Source organism: Piscinibacter gummiphilus, assembly GCF_002116905.1.
Taxonomy (GTDB): Bacteria; Pseudomonadota; Gammaproteobacteria; order Burkholderiales; family Burkholderiaceae_C; genus Rhizobacter; species Rhizobacter gummiphilus.
The window spans coordinates 4,832,018-4,852,315 of sequence record NZ_CP015118.1 but is presented as its reverse complement, the minus strand read 5'-3'; the positions used below and the strand labels follow the sequence as shown (position 1 = coordinate 4,852,315).

General features: G+C 69.0%; 22 protein-coding genes. 13 read left to right on the top strand and 9 right to left on the bottom strand.

Annotated elements, in window-relative coordinates; translation table 11 throughout:
• The gene (locus A4W93_RS22190) at positions 1-945 is read right to left on the bottom strand and encodes a YicC/YloC family endoribonuclease (protein ID WP_085752676.1); all 945 of its coding nucleotides are present in this window, start codon (positions 943-945) and stop codon (positions 1-3) included.
• 28 nt (positions 946-973) lie between these two features.
• Here A4W93_RS22190 and A4W93_RS22185 point away from each other — a divergent pair, with 28 nt between their 5' ends.
• The 5 genes from A4W93_RS22185 (at position 974) to hemW (ending at position 5,505) form a co-directional block, all read left to right on the top strand.
• The gene (locus A4W93_RS22185; protein WP_056671489.1) at positions 974-1,936 is read left to right on the top strand and encodes a serine/threonine protein kinase; all 963 of its coding nucleotides are present in this window, start codon (positions 974-976) and stop codon (positions 1,934-1,936) included.
• A gap of 3 nt (positions 1,937-1,939) precedes the next feature.
• Complete coding sequence (locus tag A4W93_RS22180; RefSeq protein WP_085752675.1) at positions 1,940-2,854, top strand: PP2C family protein-serine/threonine phosphatase; 915 nt, start codon at positions 1,940-1,942, stop codon at positions 2,852-2,854.
• An 86-nt stretch (positions 2,855-2,940) separates the two neighbouring features.
• Positions 2,941-3,669, top strand: coding sequence for a ribonuclease PH (rph, locus tag A4W93_RS22175; protein WP_085752674.1), 729 nt, complete (start codon positions 2,941-2,943; stop codon positions 3,667-3,669).
• 5 nt (positions 3,670-3,674) lie between these two features.
• Positions 3,675-4,280 carry an RdgB/HAM1 family non-canonical purine NTP pyrophosphatase gene (gene rdgB, locus A4W93_RS22170; protein ID WP_085752673.1) on the top strand — a complete coding sequence of 202 codons (606 nt, stop codon included), beginning with the start codon at positions 3,675-3,677 and terminating at the stop codon, positions 4,278-4,280.
• Positions 4,281-4,332: 52 nt separating this feature from the next.
• The gene (hemW, locus tag A4W93_RS22165) at positions 4,333-5,505 is read left to right on the top strand and encodes a radical SAM family heme chaperone HemW (protein WP_085752672.1); all 1,173 of its coding nucleotides are present in this window, start codon (positions 4,333-4,335) and stop codon (positions 5,503-5,505) included.
• Between the two features lie 104 nt (positions 5,506-5,609).
• Here the strand turns inward: hemW and A4W93_RS22160 are convergent, their stop codons facing one another.
• Genes A4W93_RS22160 through A4W93_RS22150 form a run of 3 tightly spaced genes read right to left on the bottom strand, consistent with a single transcriptional unit; the run spans position 5,610 to position 8,275 of the window.
• Entirely contained in the window at positions 5,610-6,698 is a 1,089-nt protein-coding gene (locus tag A4W93_RS22160; protein WP_085752671.1) for a protein-glutamate methylesterase/protein-glutamine glutaminase, read from the bottom strand.
• A gap of 31 nt (positions 6,699-6,729) precedes the next feature.
• A complete protein-coding gene (gene cheD / locus A4W93_RS22155) occupies positions 6,730-7,368 on the bottom strand; it encodes a chemoreceptor glutamine deamidase CheD (protein WP_085752670.1) in 639 nt (212 codons plus the stop codon).
• Positions 7,369-7,402: 34 nt separating this feature from the next.
• A complete protein-coding gene (locus A4W93_RS22150) occupies positions 7,403-8,275 on the bottom strand; it encodes a CheR family methyltransferase (RefSeq protein WP_085752669.1) in 873 nt (290 codons plus the stop codon).
• A gap of 229 nt (positions 8,276-8,504) precedes the next feature.
• Between A4W93_RS22150 and A4W93_RS22145 the strand changes: the two genes are divergently transcribed.
• The 3 genes from A4W93_RS22145 to A4W93_RS22135 are packed head-to-tail and all read left to right on the top strand — an operon-like array spanning position 8,505 to position 10,434.
• Positions 8,505-9,227, top strand: a complete 723-nt coding sequence (locus tag A4W93_RS22145) for a GGDEF domain-containing protein (protein WP_407081718.1) — start codon at positions 8,505-8,507, stop codon at positions 9,225-9,227.
• Complete coding sequence (locus A4W93_RS22140) at positions 9,224-10,039, top strand: MinD/ParA family protein (protein WP_085752667.1); 816 nt, start codon at positions 9,224-9,226, stop codon at positions 10,037-10,039. The genes A4W93_RS22145 and A4W93_RS22140 overlap by 4 nt, the downstream gene beginning before the upstream one ends.
• Positions 10,036-10,434: a group II truncated hemoglobin gene (locus A4W93_RS22135; protein WP_099959962.1), complete on the top strand. Its 399-nt coding sequence runs from the start codon at positions 10,036-10,038 to the stop codon at positions 10,432-10,434. The genes A4W93_RS22140 and A4W93_RS22135 overlap by 4 nt, the downstream gene beginning before the upstream one ends.
• 138 nt (positions 10,435-10,572) lie before the next feature.
• On the opposite strand, the gene A4W93_RS22130 is transcribed toward A4W93_RS22135, so the two are convergent.
• Both A4W93_RS22130 and uraH read right to left on the bottom strand, forming a co-directional pair.
• Entirely contained in the window at positions 10,573-11,781 is a 1,209-nt protein-coding gene (locus A4W93_RS22130; protein ID WP_085752666.1) for a urate hydroxylase PuuD, read from the bottom strand.
• A gap of 27 nt (positions 11,782-11,808) precedes the next feature.
• Positions 11,809-12,162 (bottom strand): hydroxyisourate hydrolase, encoded by a 354-nt coding sequence (gene uraH / locus A4W93_RS22125; RefSeq protein WP_085752665.1) that lies wholly within the window; start codon positions 12,160-12,162, stop codon positions 11,809-11,811.
• Positions 12,163-12,237: 75 nt separating this feature from the next.
• Between uraH and A4W93_RS22120 the strand changes: the two genes are divergently transcribed.
• From A4W93_RS22120 to A4W93_RS22100, 5 genes are all read left to right on the top strand, one after another.
• Complete coding sequence (locus tag A4W93_RS22120; protein ID WP_085752664.1) at positions 12,238-12,993, top strand: GntR family transcriptional regulator; 756 nt, start codon at positions 12,238-12,240, stop codon at positions 12,991-12,993.
• 5 nt (positions 12,994-12,998) lie between these two features.
• Positions 12,999-13,943, top strand: a complete 945-nt coding sequence (gene puuE / locus A4W93_RS22115; RefSeq protein WP_085752663.1) for an allantoinase PuuE — start codon at positions 12,999-13,001, stop codon at positions 13,941-13,943.
• Positions 13,940-15,715 carry a 2-oxo-4-hydroxy-4-carboxy-5-ureidoimidazoline decarboxylase gene (gene uraD / locus A4W93_RS22110; protein WP_085752662.1) on the top strand — a complete coding sequence of 592 codons (1,776 nt, stop codon included), beginning with the start codon at positions 13,940-13,942 and terminating at the stop codon, positions 15,713-15,715. The genes puuE and uraD overlap by 4 nt, the downstream gene beginning before the upstream one ends.
• Before the next feature lie 8 nt (positions 15,716-15,723).
• Positions 15,724-16,947 carry a M20 family metallopeptidase gene (locus A4W93_RS22105; protein ID WP_085752661.1) on the top strand — a complete coding sequence of 408 codons (1,224 nt, stop codon included), beginning with the start codon at positions 15,724-15,726 and terminating at the stop codon, positions 16,945-16,947.
• A 129-nt stretch (positions 16,948-17,076) separates the two neighbouring features.
• The gene (locus tag A4W93_RS22100; protein ID WP_085752660.1) at positions 17,077-18,180 is read left to right on the top strand and encodes a DUF2855 family protein; all 1,104 of its coding nucleotides are present in this window, start codon (positions 17,077-17,079) and stop codon (positions 18,178-18,180) included.
• A gap of 4 nt (positions 18,181-18,184) precedes the next feature.
• On the opposite strand, the gene A4W93_RS22095 is transcribed toward A4W93_RS22100, so the two are convergent.
• The 3 genes from A4W93_RS22095 to ruvC form a co-directional block, all read right to left on the bottom strand.
• Complete coding sequence (locus A4W93_RS22095) at positions 18,185-19,123, bottom strand: PEP-CTERM sorting domain-containing protein (RefSeq protein ID WP_085752659.1); 939 nt, start codon at positions 19,121-19,123, stop codon at positions 18,185-18,187.
• A 135-nt stretch (positions 19,124-19,258) separates the two neighbouring features.
• A complete protein-coding gene (locus A4W93_RS22090) occupies positions 19,259-19,687 on the bottom strand; it encodes a response regulator (protein ID WP_085752658.1) in 429 nt (142 codons plus the stop codon).
• Between the two features lie 58 nt (positions 19,688-19,745).
• Entirely contained in the window at positions 19,746-20,294 is a 549-nt protein-coding gene (ruvC, locus tag A4W93_RS22085; protein WP_085752657.1) for a crossover junction endodeoxyribonuclease RuvC, read from the bottom strand.
• Between the last annotated feature and the right edge of the window lie 4 nt (positions 20,295-20,298).

Genomic DNA, 20,298 nt, shown 5'->3' with positions numbered 1-20,298 from the left:
TTACTCCAGGTTCTGCACCTGCTCGCGCAGCTGCTCGATCGCGACCTTCATTTCGACCGAAATGTTCGTCAACTCAAGGGACGACGCCTTCGATCCGAGCGTGTTGGCCTCGCGCAGCAGCTCCTGGATCAGGAAGTCGAGGCGCTTGCCGACCTCGCCGCCCTTCGTGAGCAGGCGGGCGATTTCCTCGAGGTGGGCGCGCAGGCGGGCCAGTTCCTCGGCCACGTCGATGCGGATCGAGAAGGCGGCGGCCTCGTTGACGGCGCGCTCCTGCAGCTGTTCCTGCGAGATCGACTGCGACGCGTTGGTGGCCACCAGGGCCTCGTTCCAGCGTTCGATGAACTTCTGGCGCTGGCGTTCGACGGCGGCTGGCACGAGAGGTTCGGCCTCGTTCGCGAGTTCGCGCAGGCGCTTGACGCGGTCCATCAGCACGGCGACGAGCTTGGCGCCTTCACGCTCCCGGGCTTCCAGCAGGCCGGCCACGGCCCGTTTGGCGGCGTCGAGGGCGACGTCGTCGAGCTTCTCGCTGGGCGCGCTGCCCTTGCACCATTGCAGCACCTCGTGCACCGACAGCGGCTGCGCCTTCGGCAGCCAGCCCTGCACCGTGCTCTCGAGCCGGCTCAGGCGGTTGAGCTGGTCGGGCTGGGGCTGGGGCCAGTTCACCTCGCTCACGTGGTGCGTGTTCAGGCGCAGTTCGATCTTGCCGCGGCGGAACGTGCCGGAGATGAGGTCGCGCAGCGCGGGTTCGAGGGCCCGGAATTCGTCCGGCAGCCGGAAGCCCAGGTCGAGGAACCGGCCGTTGACAGAACGCAGCTCCACCAGCACGCTGGCGTTGGACGCCGCGCCGTTGCGCGCCGGAGTCCCTTCACCGCCTGCTGTGGTATCTGCCGCAGTTTGCGCCCCGGAGGTGGCGCTGGCATACCCGGTCATGCTGTAGACTGGCATTCAATTTATCGCATTGCAAAATCCGATTATGTCAAAGCCGAAGCCTGCGCCACTGCCTTCCGGCACTGTGGTCGGCGGTTACCAGATCATCAAGAAGTTGGCGGCCGGGGGCTTTGGCGTGGTGTATCTCGCCGAAGACGCCGAACGCCACCTCGTGGCGGTCAAGGAATACCTGCCGTCGTCGCTGGCCGAACGGGCCCCGGGCGAACTCACTCCCCGGGTCAAGCCCGAGAAGCAGCCACTGTACCGCCTCGGGCTGAAAAGCTTCTTCGAGGAAGGGCGTTCGCTCGCGCAGATCAGCCACCCGAGCGTGGTGAGCGTGCTGAACTTCTTCCGCGAGAACGAGACCGTCTACATGGTGATGAACTACCTGCAGGGTGACACCCTGCAGGACTTCATCGTGACGGCGCGCGACCTCAAGCGGGACAAGGTCTTCCGCGAGTCCACCATCCGCTCCCTGTTCGACGAGATCCTCCGCGGCCTGCGCATCGTGCACCAGCACAAGATGCTCCACCTGGACATCAAGCCGGCCAACATCTTCATCACGAACGAGAACAAGGCGGTGCTGCTCGACTTCGGCGCGGCGCGCGAGGTGCTGAGCAAGGAAGGCAACTTCATCCGCCCGATGTACACGCCGGGCTTCGCGGCCCCCGAGATGTACCGCCGCGACGGCACGCTGGGCCCGTGGACCGACATCTACGCCATCGGCGCGTGCATCTACGCGTGCATGCAGGGCTACCCGCCCAACGATTCACCCCAGCGCATCGAGAAGGACCGGCTCGCGCTGAGCCTGTCCCGGCTGCGCAACGTGTACTCCGACAACCTGATCGAAGTCACCGAGTGGTGCATGTCGCTCGATCCGCTGTCCCGTCCGCAGAGCGTGTTCTCTCTGCAAAAAGAACTGGCGCGCGAGACCGAACGGCGCTATACCAAGCTCAGCTTCAGCGAACGCCTGAAGCTGCAGCTCGAAAACCTGACCGCCAAGAGTTGAACGATGCGATTTTCCGTGTATCAGGTCAGTCGCAGGGGCGGCCGCGAGAAGAACGAAGACCGCATGGGCTATTGCTACACGCGCGATTCGGGCCTTTTCGCCCTCGCCGACGGCATGGGTGGCCACCCCGAGGGGGAGGTCGCCTCGCAGCTCGCGCTGCAGACCCTCGCTGCCATGTTCCAGCGCGATGCCAAGCCCACGCTGAAGGAACCCATGCGGTTCCTGCACGAGGCCATCATCGCCGGCCACCACCAGCTGTTGCGCTACGCCACGCAGAAGGCCCTCATCGACACGCCCCGCACCACCGTCGTGGCGTGTGTGTTGCAGGGCAACTCGGCCTACTGGGCCCACTGCGGCGACTCGCGCCTGTACCTCGTTCGAGGCGACAAGCTCATCGCCCGCACCCGTGACCACTCGTACTCCGAACTCCAGGAGACCATGAGCCACGTGGTGCCCATGCCCGAACGCTTCAACCGCAACGTGCTGTTCACGTGCCTCGGCAGCCCGGGCAAGCCCGTGGTCGACACCGTGGGCCCGCTGCTGCTGCAGAGCGGTGACCGCCTGCTGCTGTGCTCCGACGGCCTGTGGGGCACGGTGAGCGACACCGTCATCACCGAACAGCTCTCGCGCAACGGCATCGCCGACGCGGTGCCCGAACTCGTCGAGCAGGCGCTGCGCAATGGCGGGGCCAAGAGCGACAACGTCACGGTGCTCGCGATGGAATGGGAGTCGGCGGAAGACAACGACAGCAGCGGCGGCGTGTCCACGCAGTCGCTCGGCGAGGAAGTCTTCGCGTCCACCATCCAGGCCAGCGTGCTGGGCGAGGCGCCGGCCGACGAACTCGACGACGCCGAGATCGAGCGCTCCATCCGCGAGATCAACGAAGCCATCAAGCGGTCGTCCCAGAAGAAGCCCTGAACCCCCGGGTCACCGCTCCGCTGCGATAATCCCCCCACGCCCCGCGGTCGCCCGCGGGGCGTTTTGCCTTTCGACAGGACCCCTCCATGACCTTCATCCGCCCCCTCGGTCGCGCCGCCGACAGCCTGCGCCCCGTCACCATCACGCGCCACTACACCAAACACGCCGAGGGTTCGGTGCTGATCGCGTTCGGCGACACGAAGGTGCTGTGCACCGCGTCCGTCGAGGAGAAGGTGCCCGGCCACAAGAAGGGTTCGGGCGAGGGCTGGGTCACGGCCGAGTACGGCATGCTGCCGCGTGCCACCCACACCCGCAGCGACCGCGAGGCCGCACGCGGCAAGCAGAGCGGCCGCACGCAGGAGATCCAGCGCCTGATCGGCCGCTCGCTGCGCGCCGTGTTCGACCTGAAGGCGCTCGGCGAACGCACCATCCACCTCGACTGCGACGTGCTGCAGGCCGACGGCGGCACCCGCACCGCGGCCATCACCGGCGCCTACGTGGCGGCCGTCGACGCCGTGCGGTCCATCCAGAAGGCTGGCAAGATCTCGGCCTCGCCCATCCTCCAGGCCGTGGCCGCGATCTCGGTGGGCATCGTCGAGGGCACACCGGTGCTCGATCTCGAGTACGTGGAAGACTCGGCCTGCGACACCGACATGAACGTCGTGATGACGGCCGACGGCGGCTTCGTGGAGGTGCAGGGCACCGCCGAAGGCAAACCGTTCTCGAGCGCCGAGATGGCCACCATGCTGGGCCTGGCCGACAAGGGCATCCGCGAACTGATCGTCGCGCAGGCCGCGGCCCTGGCGCAGGACTGACCGCCATGCGCCTCGTCCTCGCCTCCAACAACGCGAAGAAGCTCGTCGAGCTGCAGGCGCTCTTCGCGCCGCTGGGCCTCGACCTGGTGACACAGGGCTCGCTCGGCATCGGCGAGGCCGAGGAACCGCACGGCACGTTCGTCGAGAACGCGCTCGAGAAGGCGCGCCACGCGGCGCGCGCGGCCGGTGGCGCCGCCATCGCCGACGACTCGGGCCTGTGCGTCGACGCGCTCGGTGGCGCGCCGGGCGTGCTGTCGGCCCGCTACGCCACATTGTTCGGCCAGCCGAAGTCGGACGAGGACAACAACCGCGTGCTGCTCGAGAAGCTGCTGCCGCACCCCGACCGCCGCGGGCGCTTCGTGTGCGCGCTGGTGGCCGTGCGCTCGGCCGAAGACCCCGAGCCGCTGATCGCCTTCGGCCGCTGGGACGGCGAGGTGCTGCAGGCCCCGAAGGGCGAGGGCGGCTTCGGCTATGACCCGCTGCTGTGGATCCCGTCGCTGTCGGCGAGCGTCGCCGAGCTGCCGGCGGCCGAGAAGAACCGCGTCAGCCACCGTGCCATCGCCTCGCGGCAGATGCTCGGGCTGATGCAAGAGGTGTGGCGCCTTGGCTGAGATCCCGATCGTTCCGGCTTCGCCTGACGAAGCCGGCGTGGCACCGGAGGACATGGTGTCGCGGTACATGCGCCCGGGCATCATGACCCTCGGGGCGCTGCCGCCGCTCGCGCTGTACGTGCACCTGCCGTGGTGCCTGAAGAAGTGCCCGTACTGCGACTTCAACTCGCACGAGCAGCGCGGCGGCGTGCCCGAGGACGAGTACCTGGCCGCCCTGCGCGCCGACCTGGAGGCGGCGCTGCCGCTCGTGTGGGGCCGGCGCATCCACAGCGTGTTCATCGGCGGCGGCACCCCCAGCCTGTTCTCCCCGGCCGCCATCGACCAGCTGGTCACCGACCTGCGCGCCCGCCTGCCGTTCGAGCCCGGCTGCGAGGTCACGCTCGAGGCCAACCCGGGCACGTTCGAGCGCGACCGCTTCAAGGCCTTCCGGGCCGCCGGTGTCACGCGCCTGTCGATCGGCGTGCAGAGCTTCGACGACACGATGCTGAAGGCGCTGGGCCGCGTGCACGACGCCGCGCAGGCGCATGCCGCCGTCGCCGAGGCGCGCGAGCATTTCGAGACGTTCAACCTCGACCTGATGTACGCGCTGCCGGGCCAGTCGGTGGCGCAGTTCGAGGCCGACCTGGACCAGGCGCTCGCGCACGCGCCGCCGCACCTGTCCGTCTACCACCTCACCATCGAGCCCAACACCTACTTCGCGAAGTACCCGCCGAAGGTGCCCGACGACGACACGGCCTTCGAGATGCTCGACGTGATCACCGCGCGCACGGGCGCGGCGGGGCTGGAGCGCTACGAGGTCTCCGCATTCGCGAAGCCGGGCCACCGCTGCCAGCACAACCTCAACTACTGGCAGTTCGGCGACTACCTCGGCATCGGCGCGGGCGCCCATTCGAAGCTGTCGTTCCCGCACCGCGTGGTGCGCCAGGTGCGCTACCGCGACCCGGCGAAGTACATGGCGCAGGCGATGGCCGGGCGCGCGGTCGCGAAGGACGAGGAGGTGGGCCGGAAGGACCTGCCGTTCGAGTTCATGCTGAACGGGCTGCGGTTGCGGGAGGGGTTCGAGCTGATGCGGTTCACCGAGCGCACGGGGCTGCCCGTCACGAGCATCCGCAAGGCGCTCGACGAGGCCGAGGCGAAGGGGTGGATCACGCGCGACATGGCGCGGGTCGAACCCACGGCGCGCGGGTTCGATTTCCTCAACGACCTGCAGGAACTCTTTCTGTAGCAAGAAAACGTGTCACCCCGACGAATGTCGGGGCCCACCGGTCGCCAGTGCGCTGCGGCCACGGTGGATCCCGGCGTTCGCCGGGATGACGGTGTGTGATGGGATCAGACGCGGTTGGTCGACATACCCGCAGTGGACCGCAACCGCTCGATCAGCTTCGGCGCGATCTGCGTGAGCGGCAGCACCTCGTGCGCCGCGCCTGCATTGATGGCCTCGCGCGGCATCCCGAACACCACGCAGCTCGCTTCGTCCTGCACGTAGTTGTAGCTGCCCGCGTCGCGCAGTTCCTTCATGGCCTTCGCGCCGTCGGCGCCCATGCCGGTGAGCATGATGCCCAGTGCGTTGGGACCGACCACGCGGGCCGCCGACTTGAACAGCACCTCGACCGACGGCCGGTGGCGGTTGACGGGTTCGCCTTCCTGCACGCGGGCGATGTAGTTCGCGCCGCTGCGCTCCACGCTGAGGTGCAGGCCGCCCGGCGCGATGTACGCGTGGCCGGGCAGGATGCGTTCGCCGTCCTGCGCTTCCTTCACGCTGATGCGGCACAGGCCGTCCAGGCGCGCGGCATAGCTCTTCGTGAAACCCGGCGGCATGTGCTGCGTGATCACGACGGCCGGGCAGTCCGGCGGCAGGTTGATCAGCACTTCCTTCGTGGCTTCCGTGCCGCCGGTGGAGGCGCCGATGAAGATGATCTTTTCGGTGGACAGGCGGCCCACCGAGGCCGGCACCGCGGGCTTCGCGGCGGCCGGGGTGCCGGGCGCCGCGGGGGCGGGCGCATGGTGCTTGCGGATGGTGGCCTTCGATGCGATGCGCACCTTGTCCGTGATGTCCTCGGCCAGCAGGCGGAGGCCGTCGGCGATGCCGATCTTCGGTTTCGCGACGAAGTCCACGGCGCCCAGTTCGAGCGCCTTCATCGTCACCTCGGCGCCGCGTTCGGTCAGCGTGGAGACCATCACGACCGGCATCGGGCGCAGGCGCATCAGCTTGCTCAGGAAGTCGATGCCGTCCATGCGGGGCATTTCCACGTCGAGCGTGATGACGTCCGGGTTGAGTTCGCGGATCATCTCGCGCGCGACGAGCGGGTCGGCCGCGGCGCCGATGCAGACCATGTCGGGCTGCCGGTTGATGATTTCGGTGAGGAGACTGCGCACGAGCGCCGAGTCGTCCACCACGATGACACGTGTCTTTGCCATGTTGTCTTGCTCCTTGCCCGGAGACTTGTCTTCAGAACAGATCGACCGAACCACCGCCCGTGGCGGCCGGGACGGCCCGTTGCGCCGCGGCGCGGTCCTGCGCCACCAGCGTGTCGGTGTTGGTGGGCGCGAGCCGCTTGACCATCGCCTTGCCGCTTCCCGGAAGGAAACACACTTTGCGCGGGTACACGTCGAGCACGTCCTTCGAGACCACGGGGATGCGTTCGGTCTTCAGGTAGTCCATCACGAAGGCGGTGTTGCGCTCGCCGACGTTCATGGTCGTCATGCCGCTGACCACCTGGCCGCCACCGAACACCTTCGCCTCCATCGTGAGGCGGCTGGCGCCGCGCTTCATCATCTCGTTGATCAGCAGTTCCATCGCGTACGAGCCGTAGCGGCCCGAGTCGCCGGCGCCGTCGGGCAGCATGAAGTGGTTCATGCCGCCGACCTTCGCGTTGCGGTCGTAGATGCACGCGGCGATGCACGACCCGAGCGTGGTCATGATCAGCATGTCCTCGTGGTGCACGAAGTACTCGCCGGGCAGGATCTTGACGGCATCGTTCTTGAAGTGCGCGTCGTAGAAGAAGAACGAGGCTTCACCCGGCTTGCGCGGCGCGGCCTTGAGCTTGTCGAGGCGGGAAACCGGTGCGGGGGAGGTGGTCAGTGCCATGGCGACTCCGTGTGGCAGGGGTGAGCGTGTCGGGTCAGACGCGCTCGTAGATCGTCTTGCCACGCAGGCGGAACAGATCCTTGGATTCGGTGAAGTTCTCCGAGTGGCCCACGAACAGCAGGCTCTTCGGCTTCATCACCGCATGGATGCGCTCCAGCACCTTGCGCTGGGTGGGAGCGTCGAAATAGATCATCACGTTGCGGCAGAACACGATGTCGAACGGATCGCCGAGCGACCAGCGCGTGTCCATCAGGTTGTGCGTGCGGAACTCGATGAGCTTCGCCAGTTCGGGCTTCACGCGGATCGAGCCGGCGTTGTCGCCCTTGCCGCGCAGGAAGTGCGCGCGCAGGCGTTCCGGTGACAGGCCGCGCGAATCCGCCGGGTAGATGCCCCGGCTCGCGGTGGCGAGCACCTTGGTGTCGATGTCGCTCGCGACGATCTTCACCGGCGCGGTGGCACCGAGCGCCTCGACGCAGGTCATCGCGATGGTGTACGGCTCTTCGCCGGTGGACGCCGCGTTGCACCAGATGCGCTGGGGATGCCCCGCGCGGGCCTTCAGGTCGCTCAGCAGCGAGACGAAGTGGTGTTCCTCGCGGAAGAACGACGTGAGGTTGGTGGTCAGGCAGTTGATGAACTCCTGCCACTCGGCGTCGGCCGCCGCGCCCGAGGCGCTCTGCAGCCACTGGAGGTAGCGGCTGAACGAGGTCTGGCCCGTCTCGCGCAGGCGGCGCGACAGGCGGCTGTAGACCATGGCCTGCTTGCCCGCGTGCAGGCTGATGCCGGCACGCTGGTAGATCAGCTCGCGGACGCGCTCGAAGTCGTCCTTGCCGAAGGTGAATTCCTGCTCGCTGGCGGGCTGGGCGATGGTGCGCAGGGCGGCCAGTTCGGCAGGAGATGCGGCGCTCATGAAGTCTCCAGTCAATCTTGGGGCACGAATCCGGCCGGGCAGGCCAGCCGGGTGGTGCATGGGGGGTATATCGGCCGCCAGTCTGCGGGGCTTGAGGCGCCCCGAACGTGCAAGATGCGCCGGATTGGGCATCCAACTCGACCCTTCGGCCGGGAGGGGCGCTGCTAGACTGAGTCGCAACAGGCCTTTTCCCGTGACGAGCCCCGCAACCCCCGACCCCCAGACCCCGGTGACGCCCGGCGACGCCCCGGCGACGCTGAAACTCGGCGCCGCGCTGCAGTTGCTGGCCCAGTCCGGCCACCGGCTGCCCACCCTCGAGGAGGCCGGCTCCACCGTGTGGCTGCAGGCCGTCATCGACGCGCTGTGCGACCTCTCCAGCCGCGACCCCCTCACCGGCCTCGCGAACCGCCGCCACTTCGAACTGGCCCTGGCCCGCGAAATCGACCGCGTCGCCCGCGTCGGCGAGCCGGCGCTGGTGCTGATGGTCGACATCGACCGCTTCAAGTCCGTCAACGACACCCACGGCCATGCCGCGGGCGACCTCGTCATCCAGTTCGTCGCCGAGGCGCTGATGGATTGCGTCCGCCCGATGGACACCGTGGCCCGCTTCGGCGGCGAGGAATTCGCCGTCATCCTGCCCAACTGCCCGCCGGCCTTCGGCGCCACCGTGGCCGAGCGCATCCGCCGAAAGGTCGAGACCGGTGGGGTCACTGTCGCGGGCCAGCAGCAACTGTCGGTGACAATCAGCCTCGGGGGAGCGTACGCCCCGCAGTGGGTCCGCTCGTCGGCCACGCTGTGGATCGAACGCGCCGACCAGCAGCTCTACCGGGCGAAGGCCGAAGGCCGCAACCGCGCCTGTCTGGAGCAGCCCACGGTGTCGATGGTCAGCGCCGAAGAAAAGGGTCTGCTGTTCGGGACCTCCCAATTCCAGGACATCGAACCCCTTCCATGAGCACGCCGATCTCCTCCACGCCACCTCCCGGGTCGCCCTCGCCGAAGCGGGCGCGCATCGTCGCCGTCACGAGCGGCAAGGGCGGGGTGGGCAAGACCTTCGTCTCGGCCAACCTGGCCGCGGCCCTCGCACGCATGGGCGAGCGTGTGCTCGTGCTCGATGCCGACCTGGGCCTCGCGAACCTCGACGTCGTCCTGAACCTGTTCCCGAAGATCACGCTGCACGACGTCTTCACCGGCAAGGCGCCGCTCGAAGACGCCATCCTGCCCGCACCGGGCGGGTTCTCCGTGCTGCTGGCCGGGTCCGGCCTCGTCGAGTACTCGCGCCTCACGCCCGAGGTGCGCGACAAGCTGCTCGAGATCATCGAGACCGTGTCCCCGCGCTTCGACCGCATCCTGATCGACACCGGCGCCGGCATCTCCGACGTGGTGCTCTACGCCGTGTCGCTGGCCCACGAGGTGCTCGTGGTCGCCACGCCCGAACCCACGTCGCTGACCGATGCCTACGCCACCATCAAGGTGCTGGCCACGCAGCAGCAGCGCAGCGCGGTGTCGCTCGTCGTCAACCAGGTGAGCCGCATCGGCGAGGGCCGGGTCATCCGCGGCCAGCTGCAGCAGGTCGTCGACCGCTTCGTCACGCCGTCCCTGCCCGACCCGGCCGTGCCGTTCAAGCTCGACCTGGTGGGCGAGGTGCCCGCCGACACCGCGGTGCGCGAGGCGGTGCAGAAGCGCCACCTGCTGCTCGAGGCCTACCCGGGCAGCGAGGCTGCCAAGGGCATCACCGCCGTGGCGATGCGCCTCGCCGCGCCATGATGTCCGGCAAGCCGTTCGACACCCCGTTCGAATGGGTCGGGGGTGAGGAGAAGGTGCGGGCGCTGTCCGACCGCTTCTACGACCTGATGGACCTGGAGCCGGCCTACGCCGAACTCCGGGCCATGCACCCCACCACGCTCGAGACCACCCGGGAGAAGTTCTTCTGGTTCCTGTGCGGCTGGCTCGGCGGGCCGCAGTACTACGTCGAGCGTTTCGGTCATCCGCGGCTGCGGATGCGGCACATGCCGTTCGCCATCGGCATCAAGGAGCGGGATCAGTGGCTGGCGTGCATGCACCAGGCGATAGTCGAGCTTCAGCTCGACCCGGAGCTGGTCGAGCGTCTGGACAAGTCGTTCTTCCAGACCGCTGACTTCATGCGCAACAAGGGAGGCTGACGCCTCTCGAGAAAAGTGGTCATCCCGACGAAGGCCGGGACCCTGGGCTTCGTTCGATGCGCCGTTGCGTGAGCCGCCGCCCAAGCTCCCGGCCTGCGCCGGGATGACAGAGGCATGTGTGATGTCTGTGTGATGTGCTCAGGGCCCTTTCGCCCCCGCCTCCACCCACCGCCCGATCAACTCCCGCTCCGCCTCCGTCATCTGCGTCGCGTTGTTCAGCGGCATCGCCTTCAGCAGCGTGGCCTGCTGGTAGATCTGCTTCGCGTGCTGCACCACCAGGGCCGGTGTGTGCAGCATCACGCCCTTGTTGGCCAGGCCTTCGTTGTGGCACATCGCGCAGCGTTGCGTGATCACCGCGTTGACCTCGGCGAAGGTGGGTGCCGGCGGGGCGACGGCGGCGGGCGCCGCCGCCGGTTTCGGTGACGGCGCCATCGCCACGATCACGCCCGCGAGCATCGCCGTGCCGATCGCCGCGTACCGCCACGGCACGGGATGACCGTACGCCAGCGCCTTGTGCCGCAGCACGAAGGACAGCCGGATCAGGGCACCCGCCAGCATCACGAGGATCAGCCAGAACCAGTTGAACGGCGCGGCGTACAGGAAGCCGAAGTGGTTGCTGAGCATCGCGATCAGCACCGGCAGGGTGAAGAAGGTGTTGTGGAAGCTGCGCTGCTTGCCGCGCTTGCCGTGGACCGGGTCCACCGGCGTGCCGGCGCGCAGGCTGACCACCACCTTGCGCTGGCCGGGGATGATCCAGAAGAACACGTTGCCGCTCATCGTCGTGGCGAGCATCGCGCCCACCAGCAGGTACGCGGCGCGGCCGGCGAACAGCTGGCACGAGAGCCACGCGGCGAACACCACGAACACGAACACCAGCGCGCCCACGATCACGTCGCCGTTCTTCCGTTCACCGAAGAGCCGGCAGATGCCGTCGTAGATCACCCAGAACGCGGCGAGGAAGCCGAGCGCGGTGGCGATGGCCGCGGCGGGGGACCAGTCGAACAGGCTCTTGTCGATCAGGAAGGTGCTGGCGTTGAAGAGGTACAGCACCGTGAACAGCGCGAAGCCGGTGAGCCACGTGGAGTAGCTCTCCCACATGGACCAGTGCAGCTTCTCCGGCAGGTTCTTCGGCGAGACCGGGTACTTCTGCTGGTGGTAGAAGCCGCCGCCGTGCACCGCCCACAGTTCACCGCCGATGCCCTTGCCGCGTTCGGCCGGGTCTTCCGGCGGGGTGAGGCTGTTGTCGAGGGCGACGAAGTGGAAGGACGCACCGATCCAGGCCACGGCCGTGATCACGTGGGCCCAGCGCAGCAGCAGGTTGAGCCAGTCCAGCAGGTAGAGATCCATGGGGGAAATGTGTATACAACAGGAGGGTCAGCTGCCGCGGTACGTGGAGTAGGCCCACGGGCTCGTGAGCAGAGGCACGTGGTAGTGCTGGAGCGGGTTGGCGAGGCCGAAGTCGATGGGCACCGCCTCGAGGAACGGAGGCTCGGGCAGTTCGACGCCGCGGCCCCGGAAGTACGCCGCCACCTCGAACACGAGGCGGTAGCGGCCGGTGGCGAAGGTGGTGTCGTCGAGCAGCGGACCGTCGGTGCGGCCGTCGTGGTTGAGCACGGCCTGGCGCACGAGCACGGGCTGGCCGTCCTGCACCCTGTACAGGCCGATGAGCATGCCGGCCGCCGGGCAGCCGTTCATGGTGTCGAGCACGTGCGTGGTGAGTTTTCCCATGGGGCGAGGCCGAGAAAGAAGTTGCAGGACAGGCAAAAGTGTATACAGTTTAGCCATTCACGCAAGCTTCGAGCCATGCCGCCCCCGCGTTCCACGCCCGCCCTGCAATCGATCCGTCCGACACGGAAGCAAGTTCCGCGCGCAGTCCCGGCCGCGCCGGCCACGCCGGTCGACACGGCCCAGCGCATCATCGAATCCATCACGACCGCCATCGTCGAGCGGCGCCTGATGCCCGGCACCAAGCTCGCCGAGCAGAAGATCGCCGACATCTTCCAGGTCTCGCGCACCATCGTGCGGCAGGCGCTGCACCAGTTGAGCCGCGACAAGCTCATCACGCTCGAGAAGGCGCGCGGCGCCCGCGTGGCCCAGCCCAGCGTCGAAGAGGCCCGCCAGGTGTTCGAGGTGCGGCACATGCTCGAGAGCTCGATGATCCGCCGCGCCGCGCTCGAACTCACGCCGGCCCACATCGTGCGCCTGCGCGCCCATCTCGAAGATGAACGCTCGGCGGTGCAGCGCACCGACGTGTCGGGCCGCACGCGGCTGCTGGCCGACTTCCACGTGGTGCTGGCCTCCATGCTCGGCAACGACACGCTCGCCGACATCCTGCGCGACCTGCTGTCGCGCAGCTCGTTGATCTCGCTGATGTACCAGAGCGCCCATTCGGCGGAACATTCGTACGCGGAACACGTGGCCATCGTCGACGCCCTCGAACGCCGCGACGCGCGCGCCGCCGTGCAGCTGATGGGCGAGCACCTGCAGCACGTGGAACACAACCTGCAGACGCTGCCCCGCATCCCCGACCTCGAATCCGTGCTGCGGCCGGAGAAGTGACCCCCATGACCCCCGACTACCCCCGCGACCTCGTCGGCTACGGCCGCAACCCCCCGCACGCCCGCTGGCCCGGCGGCGCCCGCATCGCCGTGCAGTTCGTGCTGAACCACGAGGAGGGCGGCGAGAACAACGTGCTCCACGGGGACGCCGGCTCCGAGACCTTCCTGTCCGAGATCATCGGCGCGCAGAGCTACGCCACGCGCCACCTCAGCATGGAGAGCATCTACGAGTACGGCTCGCGTGCCGGCGTGTGGCGCCTGCTGCGCGAGTTCGAGCGCCGCGGCCTGCCGCTCACCATCTTCGGCGTGGGCATGGCGCTGCAGCGCCACCCCGAACTCACGCAGGCCTTCCTCGACGCCGGCCACGAGATCGCCAACCACCAGTGGCGCTGGATCCACTACCAGCACATGCCGGAGGCCGAGGAGCGCGAGCACATCGCCCGCGGCACGCAGATCATCCGCGAGATGACCGGCGGCCAGTGGCCCCTCGGCTGGTACACCGGCCGCGACAGCCCCAACACCAAGCGGCTCGTGGCCGACCATGGCGGCTACGAGTACGACAGCGACCACTACGGCGACGACCTGCCGTTCTGGATGCCCGTGACGAAGAGCGACGGCAGCACCCTGCAACGCCTCGTCGTGCCCTACACGCTCGACACCAACGACATGCGCTTCGCCGCCCCGCAGGGTTTCAACACCGGCGAGCACTTCTTTCAGTACCTGAAGGACGCGTTCGACGTGCTGTACGCGGAGGGCGACCCGGCCGGCCTCGACCGTCCGAAGATGCTCAGCATCGGCATGCACTCGCGCCTGCTGGGCCGCCCGGGGCGGTTCCAGTCGCTGGTGCGGTTCCTCGACCATGTGGCCGCACACCCCGACGTGTGGGTGTGCCGGCGCATCGACATCGCGCGCCACTGGCGCGAACACCATCCCGCCCCGGAGACCGCATGAGCCTCGACACGCTGAACCTGGCGTCCCGCGAGGACGCGCTGACCTGGCTGCACGGCCTGTACGAACACTCGCCGTGGGTCGCCGAGGCGGTGGTCGACCGCCGCCCGTACGCGAGCGCGGCGCAACTCAGGAACGCGATGGCGCAGACCGTGCGCGAGGCCCCGCGCGACCTGCAGCTGGCGCTGCTGCGCGCCCACCCGGAACTGGCCGGCAAACTCGCCGAACGCGGTGAACTGACGGCCGAGTCCACCAGCGAGCAGCTTCGCGCGGGCCTGAAGGCCTGTTCGCCCGAGGAGCTGGCCCGCCTGCGCGAACTCAACGCCGCCTACCTCGAGAAGTTCGGCTGGCCGTTCATCGTGGCGGTGCGCGGCCCGCGAGGCACCGGCCTCACGCGCGCCGAGATCATCGCCACGTTCGAACGCCGCCTGCTGGCGCTGCCGGACGCCGAGTTCGGCGAGTGCCTGCGCAACGTGCACCGCATCGCCGAGCTGCGACTCAACGACAAGCTGGGCCTCGAACCCGTGCTCGGCAACCAGGTGTGGGACTGCGCCGAACTGCTGGCCCAGCACACCGACGCCGGCTTCGACACGCTGGGCCAGCTCACCGTCACGTACCTCACCCCGGCCCACCAGGCCTGCCAGGTGCAGCTGCAGCGCTGGATGAACGACTGCGGCTTCGACGAGGTGACCGTCGACGCCGTGGGCAACGTGGTGGGCGTGTACCACGGGAAATCGCCCGACGCGCCGCGCCTGCTCACCGGCAGCCACTACGACACCGTGCGCAACGGCGGCAAGTACGACGGCCGCCTGGGCATCTTCGTGCCGATGGTGGCCGTGCGCGAGCTGCACCAGCAGGGCCGCCGCCTGCCGTTCGCCATCGAGGTCGTCGGCTTCGCGGAAGAGGAGGGGCAGCGCTACAAGGCCACGTTCCTCGGCTCGGGCGCGCTCATCGGCCAGTTCGACACCGCCTGGCTCGACCAGCGCGACGCCGGTGGCATCACGATGCGCGAGGCCATGGCCGAGGCCGGCCGCGACCCCTCGCTCGTGCCCTCGCTGAAGCGCGACCCGTCGAAGTACCTCGGTTTCGTCGAGGTGCACATCGAGCAGGGCCCGGTGCTCACCGAACTCGACCTGCCGCTCGGCGTCGTGACCTCCATCAACGGCAGCGTGCGCTTCGTGGGCGAGGTGACCGGTGTCGCGAGCCATGCCGGCACCACGCCGATGGACCGCCGCCGCGACGCGGCCACCGCGGTCGCCGAACTCGCGCTGTACGTGGAGCTGCGCGCCGCCACACAACCCGGCGTGGTGGGCACCGTGGGCATGCTCACCGTGCCCGACGGCTCCATCAACGTCGTGCCCGGCCGCTGCCAGTTCAGCCTGGACCTGCGCGCCGGCAGCGACGAACTGCGCGACGCGCTGATGAACGACGTGCTGGCCGCGCTCGAACGCATCGCCGAACGCCGTGGCGTGCTGTACTCGCTGGAGGAGACGATGCGCGCGTCCGCCGCACCCAGCGCCCCCGCCTGGCAGCTGCGCTGGGAATCGGCCGTGGTCGCGACCGGCGTGCCGGTGTTCCGGCTGCCGAGCGGCGCGGGCCACGACGCGATGAAGCTGCACGAGGTGATGCCGCAGGCCATGCTGTTCGTGCGCGGCGGCAACGGCGGCATCAGCCACAACCCCCTCGAGACCATCACCAGCGACGATGCCCAACTGAGCGTCGAGGCGTTCCTGCACCTCGTCGACCAGCTGGCCGAAGCGATGCCGACCCCCTGAGCGAACCCATGACCGACCACGACCGACTCGACGCGTGGGTCGACGCGCACTTCGACGAACAGGTGCAGTTCCTGCAGCAGCTCGTCCGCGTCCCCACCGACACCCCGCCCGGCAACAACGCCCCGCACGCGGAGCGCACCGCCGCACTGCTCGCCCCCTTCGGCTTCGACGCCGAACGCCACGCCGTGCCCGAAGCCGAGGTGCGCGCCTACGGCCTCGAAGCCATCACCAACCTGATCGTGCGCCGCCGCTACGGCGAAGGCCGCACCGTCGCGCTGAACGCCCACGGCGACGTGGTGCCGCCGGGCGAGGGCTGGACGCACGACCCGTACGGCGGCGAGGTGGCCGACGGCAAGCTGTACGGCCGCGCCGCGGCCGTCAGCAAGAGCGACTTCTCCACGTTCACGTTCGCGGTGCGCGCCCTCGAATCACTCGGCCTCGCGCTGAAGGGCGGCGTCGAACTGCATTTCACGTACGACGAGGAATTCGGCGGCGAGATGGGCCCCGGCTGGCTGCTGGCCCAGGGCCTGACGAAGCCCGACCTCGTGGTGGCCGCCGGCTTCAGCTATCAGGTGGTCACCGGCCACAACGGCTGCCTGCAATTCGAGGTGACGGTGCACGGGCGCGCGGCGCATGCGGCGATCCCCGACACCGGCATCGACGCACTGCAGGCGGCGGTCACGCTGCTGCAGGCGCTGTACGCCCAGAACGACAAGTACAGGCAGGTGACCTCCGCGGTCGCCGGCATCACCCACCCGTACCTGAACGTGGGCCGCATCGACGGCGGCACCAACACCAACGTGGTCCCTGGCAAGGTCGTGCTCAAGCTCGATCGCCGCATGATCCCCGAGGAGGTTCCGGCCGACGTCGAGGCCGACGTGCGCCGCGTGATCGCCGAGGCCGCCGCGCGCTGCCCCGGTGTGTCCGTGGACGTGCGGCGAATCCTCCTCGCGAACCCGCTGAAACCGCTGCCGGGCAACCGGCCGCTGGTCGATGCGCTGAAGCGCCACGGCGAGTCCGTCTTCGGCGAGCCCATCGCCGAGTGCGGCACGCCGCTGTACGCCGACGCGCGCCTCTACGGCGAACGCGGCATCCCGGCCGTGATCTACGGCGCCGGGCCACGCACGCTGCTGGAGTCCAACGCGAAGCGGTCCGACGAACACGTGGTGCTCGACGACCTGCGCAAGGCCACGAAGGTGGTGGCGCGGACGCTGCTCGACCTGCTGCGCTGAAATCCGAACACTTCGCCGCCGAATCCCCGGTGGCGGCGTGTTCGCCCAGGACAGGGCGTTTCCGAACCCGCGCCGACGGGGCCGCTTCTACAGTGAGGGCACAGACCCAAACACAAAGGAGACGCCCCCATGACCACCCTCAGCCGCCTGCAGACCGACAAGACCGCGCTGCACCGCACCCGCGTCGAATCGCAACCGCTGCCCCCGCTGCAGCCCGGCGAAGCGCTGCTGAAGATCGACCGCCTGGCCGTCACCACGAACAACATCACGTACGCCGCGTTCGGCGACACGCCGCACCTGCGCTACTGGAGCTTCTTCCCCACCGGCGACGCGGCCTGGGGCCACATGCCCGCCTGGGGCTTCGCCGACGTGGTCGAAAGCACCGTGGACGGCATCGAAGCCGGCGAACGCTTCTACGGCTACTGGCCCATCGCCAGCCACCTCGTGGTGCAGCCCGTGCGCGTGACCGACCGCGGCTTCTACGACGGCACCCCGCACCGCCTCGACCTGACCTCGGCCTACAACCAGTACCAGCGCACCCGCACCGACGCGGCGTACCGCGCCGCCGACGAGAACTACCAGATGCTCGTGCGCCCGCTCTTCATCACGTCGTTCATGCTGGCCGACTTCCTGGAGGACAACCAGTTCTTCGGCGCGAAGCAGATCGTGGTCTCCAGCGCGTCGAGCAAGACCGCCTACGGCACCGTCTTCTGCCTGCAGGACCGCCCCGGCATCACGCTCGTGGGCCTCACGTCGCCGGGCAACCGCGCGTTCGTCGACGGCCTGGGCGCGTACGACCGCAGCGTCAACTACGCCGACGTCACGTCGCTCGATCCGGCCGTGCCCACGCTGTACGTCGACTTCTCCGGCGACGTGGACCTGCGCCGACGCGTGCACGAGCACTTCGGCGCCTCGCTGGTGCACGACTGCTACGCCGGCTCGGCCCACACGCACGACCACATCAGCACCGCGCCGCAGGACTTCCCGGGTCCGAAGCCGCAGGCCTACTTCGCGCCGAACCAGATCAAGAAGCGCAATGCCGACTGGGGTGGCGCCGAGGTGACGCGCAAGTTCAACGAGGCCCAGCTGGCGTTCATCCGGCGCGTGGGCGATGCGCAGAACCCGTGGATGCGGGTGCAGGAGCACAAGGGGTTCGCGGCAGCGCAGGACCTCGTGGATGCGCTGGGGTCGGGCCGCGTGGACCCGCAACTCGGGCACGTGGTGGTGCTCTGACGTCTCAGGCCTCCGGGCCCTGACGGGGCGGGCGCCGACGCCTTGCCCCGAGCGCGGCCAGCACGGCGCCCAGCGCCATCGCGGCGGCCATGCCGGGTTCCGGCACGGGGGGCGGCAGCTGCCCGAATGGCCAGCGGTAGTCGTACCCGGACAGCGAACTCAGCTGATAGTCGCGCACGGCGACGCCGTCGACGGACACGGACCGGATGCGGTCCCAGAAACCGGACACCCCGGCCGTCGCGTAGCTCTCTGCCAGGCCGGAGGTGTAGCTCGCGACGCTCGAGAAGCTGTCGAGCGACAGGTCGATCGCCTCGCCCCATGTGAACGACGTGGTGAGCAGGAACTCCCCCCTCGTGGCACCTGGCACGTCCGTCAGCGGGTCCTCGGTGCGGACCCCGTCGCGCACGGACGCCGAGGCCGACGCTTCGGCCGAGTCCCCGCCGAAGCGGGCGACCAGCGAGGCCGACGACCACGCCGTGTTGTCTCCGACGGCATCGGCGGTGGCGTGGCCCCCATAGCGGATGGCGACCGTGACGACACCGGCGCGGCCGGTGAGGTCGGCGCGGTCGATGGTGAGACCGTCGGAGAAGGCCCAGCGTGCGGTGGCCTCCGCCGTGGCACCCGCGCCCGCGTCCCCGCGGGCCCGTGCGAAGGTGCCGGAACCGGCTCCCGCAGGGTCGGCATTGACCTGGGCGAATCCGTGGGCCTGGCGTTGTTCATGGGCCGTCTGCGCGATGGCCAGGACCGACACGCCCGACGGCTGCAACTGCTCGTCGCTGGCCGTCACGGGCGATGGCGTGGGGCCCTCGAACACGTCGGCCATGGCATCGACATCGCCGAGCGCCGACTGGGCGTGGGCCCACATCGGCGCGGTCGCCAGGACCAGCAGCGCGGCGCGCCGCGCCCACGTCGGGACGCCGGAGAGCGAGGGGGCAGGCACCATGACGAACCTCCGGGAGCAACGGGTCGCCCAGTCTAGGAGCCGAGGTTCGCGTCGGGGGACATGCCCCCTCGGAGGACGCCAGTACGGGCGGCTTGCGGATGGTCCGCCGGGTGGCGCACGGCGCCGTGCCCGGGCTCAGGGGCCGACGGGGCGCGTCACGTCCGGGTCTGCCAGGGCCTCATCGACGCGAGCGCAAAGTTCGTCCAGCTGGTCCGGCTTCAGGAAACTGTCGACGATGCCGCACTCGATCGATGCGCGAAGAACGTCGGGACTGGCGATGAGCGCCGAGTAGGCGATCAGGGTGGGCGGGCGTTCCAGGGCCATGCGGTTCACCGACGCGGCCACGGTCATGCCGTCGAAGCTGGGCATGGCGATGTCGGTCACGATGACCGCGGGGCGCAGCTTGAAGATCAGCTCGAGCGCCGCAACGCCGCCGTAGGCGCACTGGACCGTGTGGCCCCTGGCGGAGAGCACGAGGCCCAGGGTGTCCGCGCTGTCTCGATCATCGTCCACCACGAGGACGTCCACTTGCGTCTGGGGCGAAACCTGTGAATCGGCGGCCATGAATTCGTGATCGAGACTGAGGATGCGCGGAGTCTACGCCCTGCCGGCAGGCAACCGCTCAGCGAACCCGCCCGCCCTTGTACTGCGCCGTGACACTGCGCTCCCGCTGCGTCGCCTTCTCGATCGCCGCGAACGACTTCGACGCATGCGCATGGCAGATCGCGAGCCCCAGTGCATCTGCCGCGTCCTTGCCCGGCAGCCCCGGCAGGTGCAGCAGGCGCATCACCATCTCCTGGATCTGCTCTTTCTTCGCGTGGCCGTGGCCCACGATGGACTTCTTCATCTGCAGCGCGGTGTACTCGGACACGTCGAGCCCCGCGGCCACGAGGCCGGTGATGGCCGCGCCGCGGGCCTGGCCCAGCAGCAGCGTGCTCTGCGGGTTGACGTTGACGAACACGATCTCGATGGACGCGCAGGTGGGGCTGTAGCGCGTGGTGATCTCGCGGATGCCGTCGTAGATGACTTTCAGGCGACCGGGCAGGTGGCCGGTGTCGACGGCTTCGGTCTTGATGGTGCCGCTGGCCACGTAGTGCAGGTGCGGCCCCTCGACGTCGATGACGCCGAAGCCGGTGGTGCGCAATGCGGGGTCGATGCCGAGGACTCGCATGGGG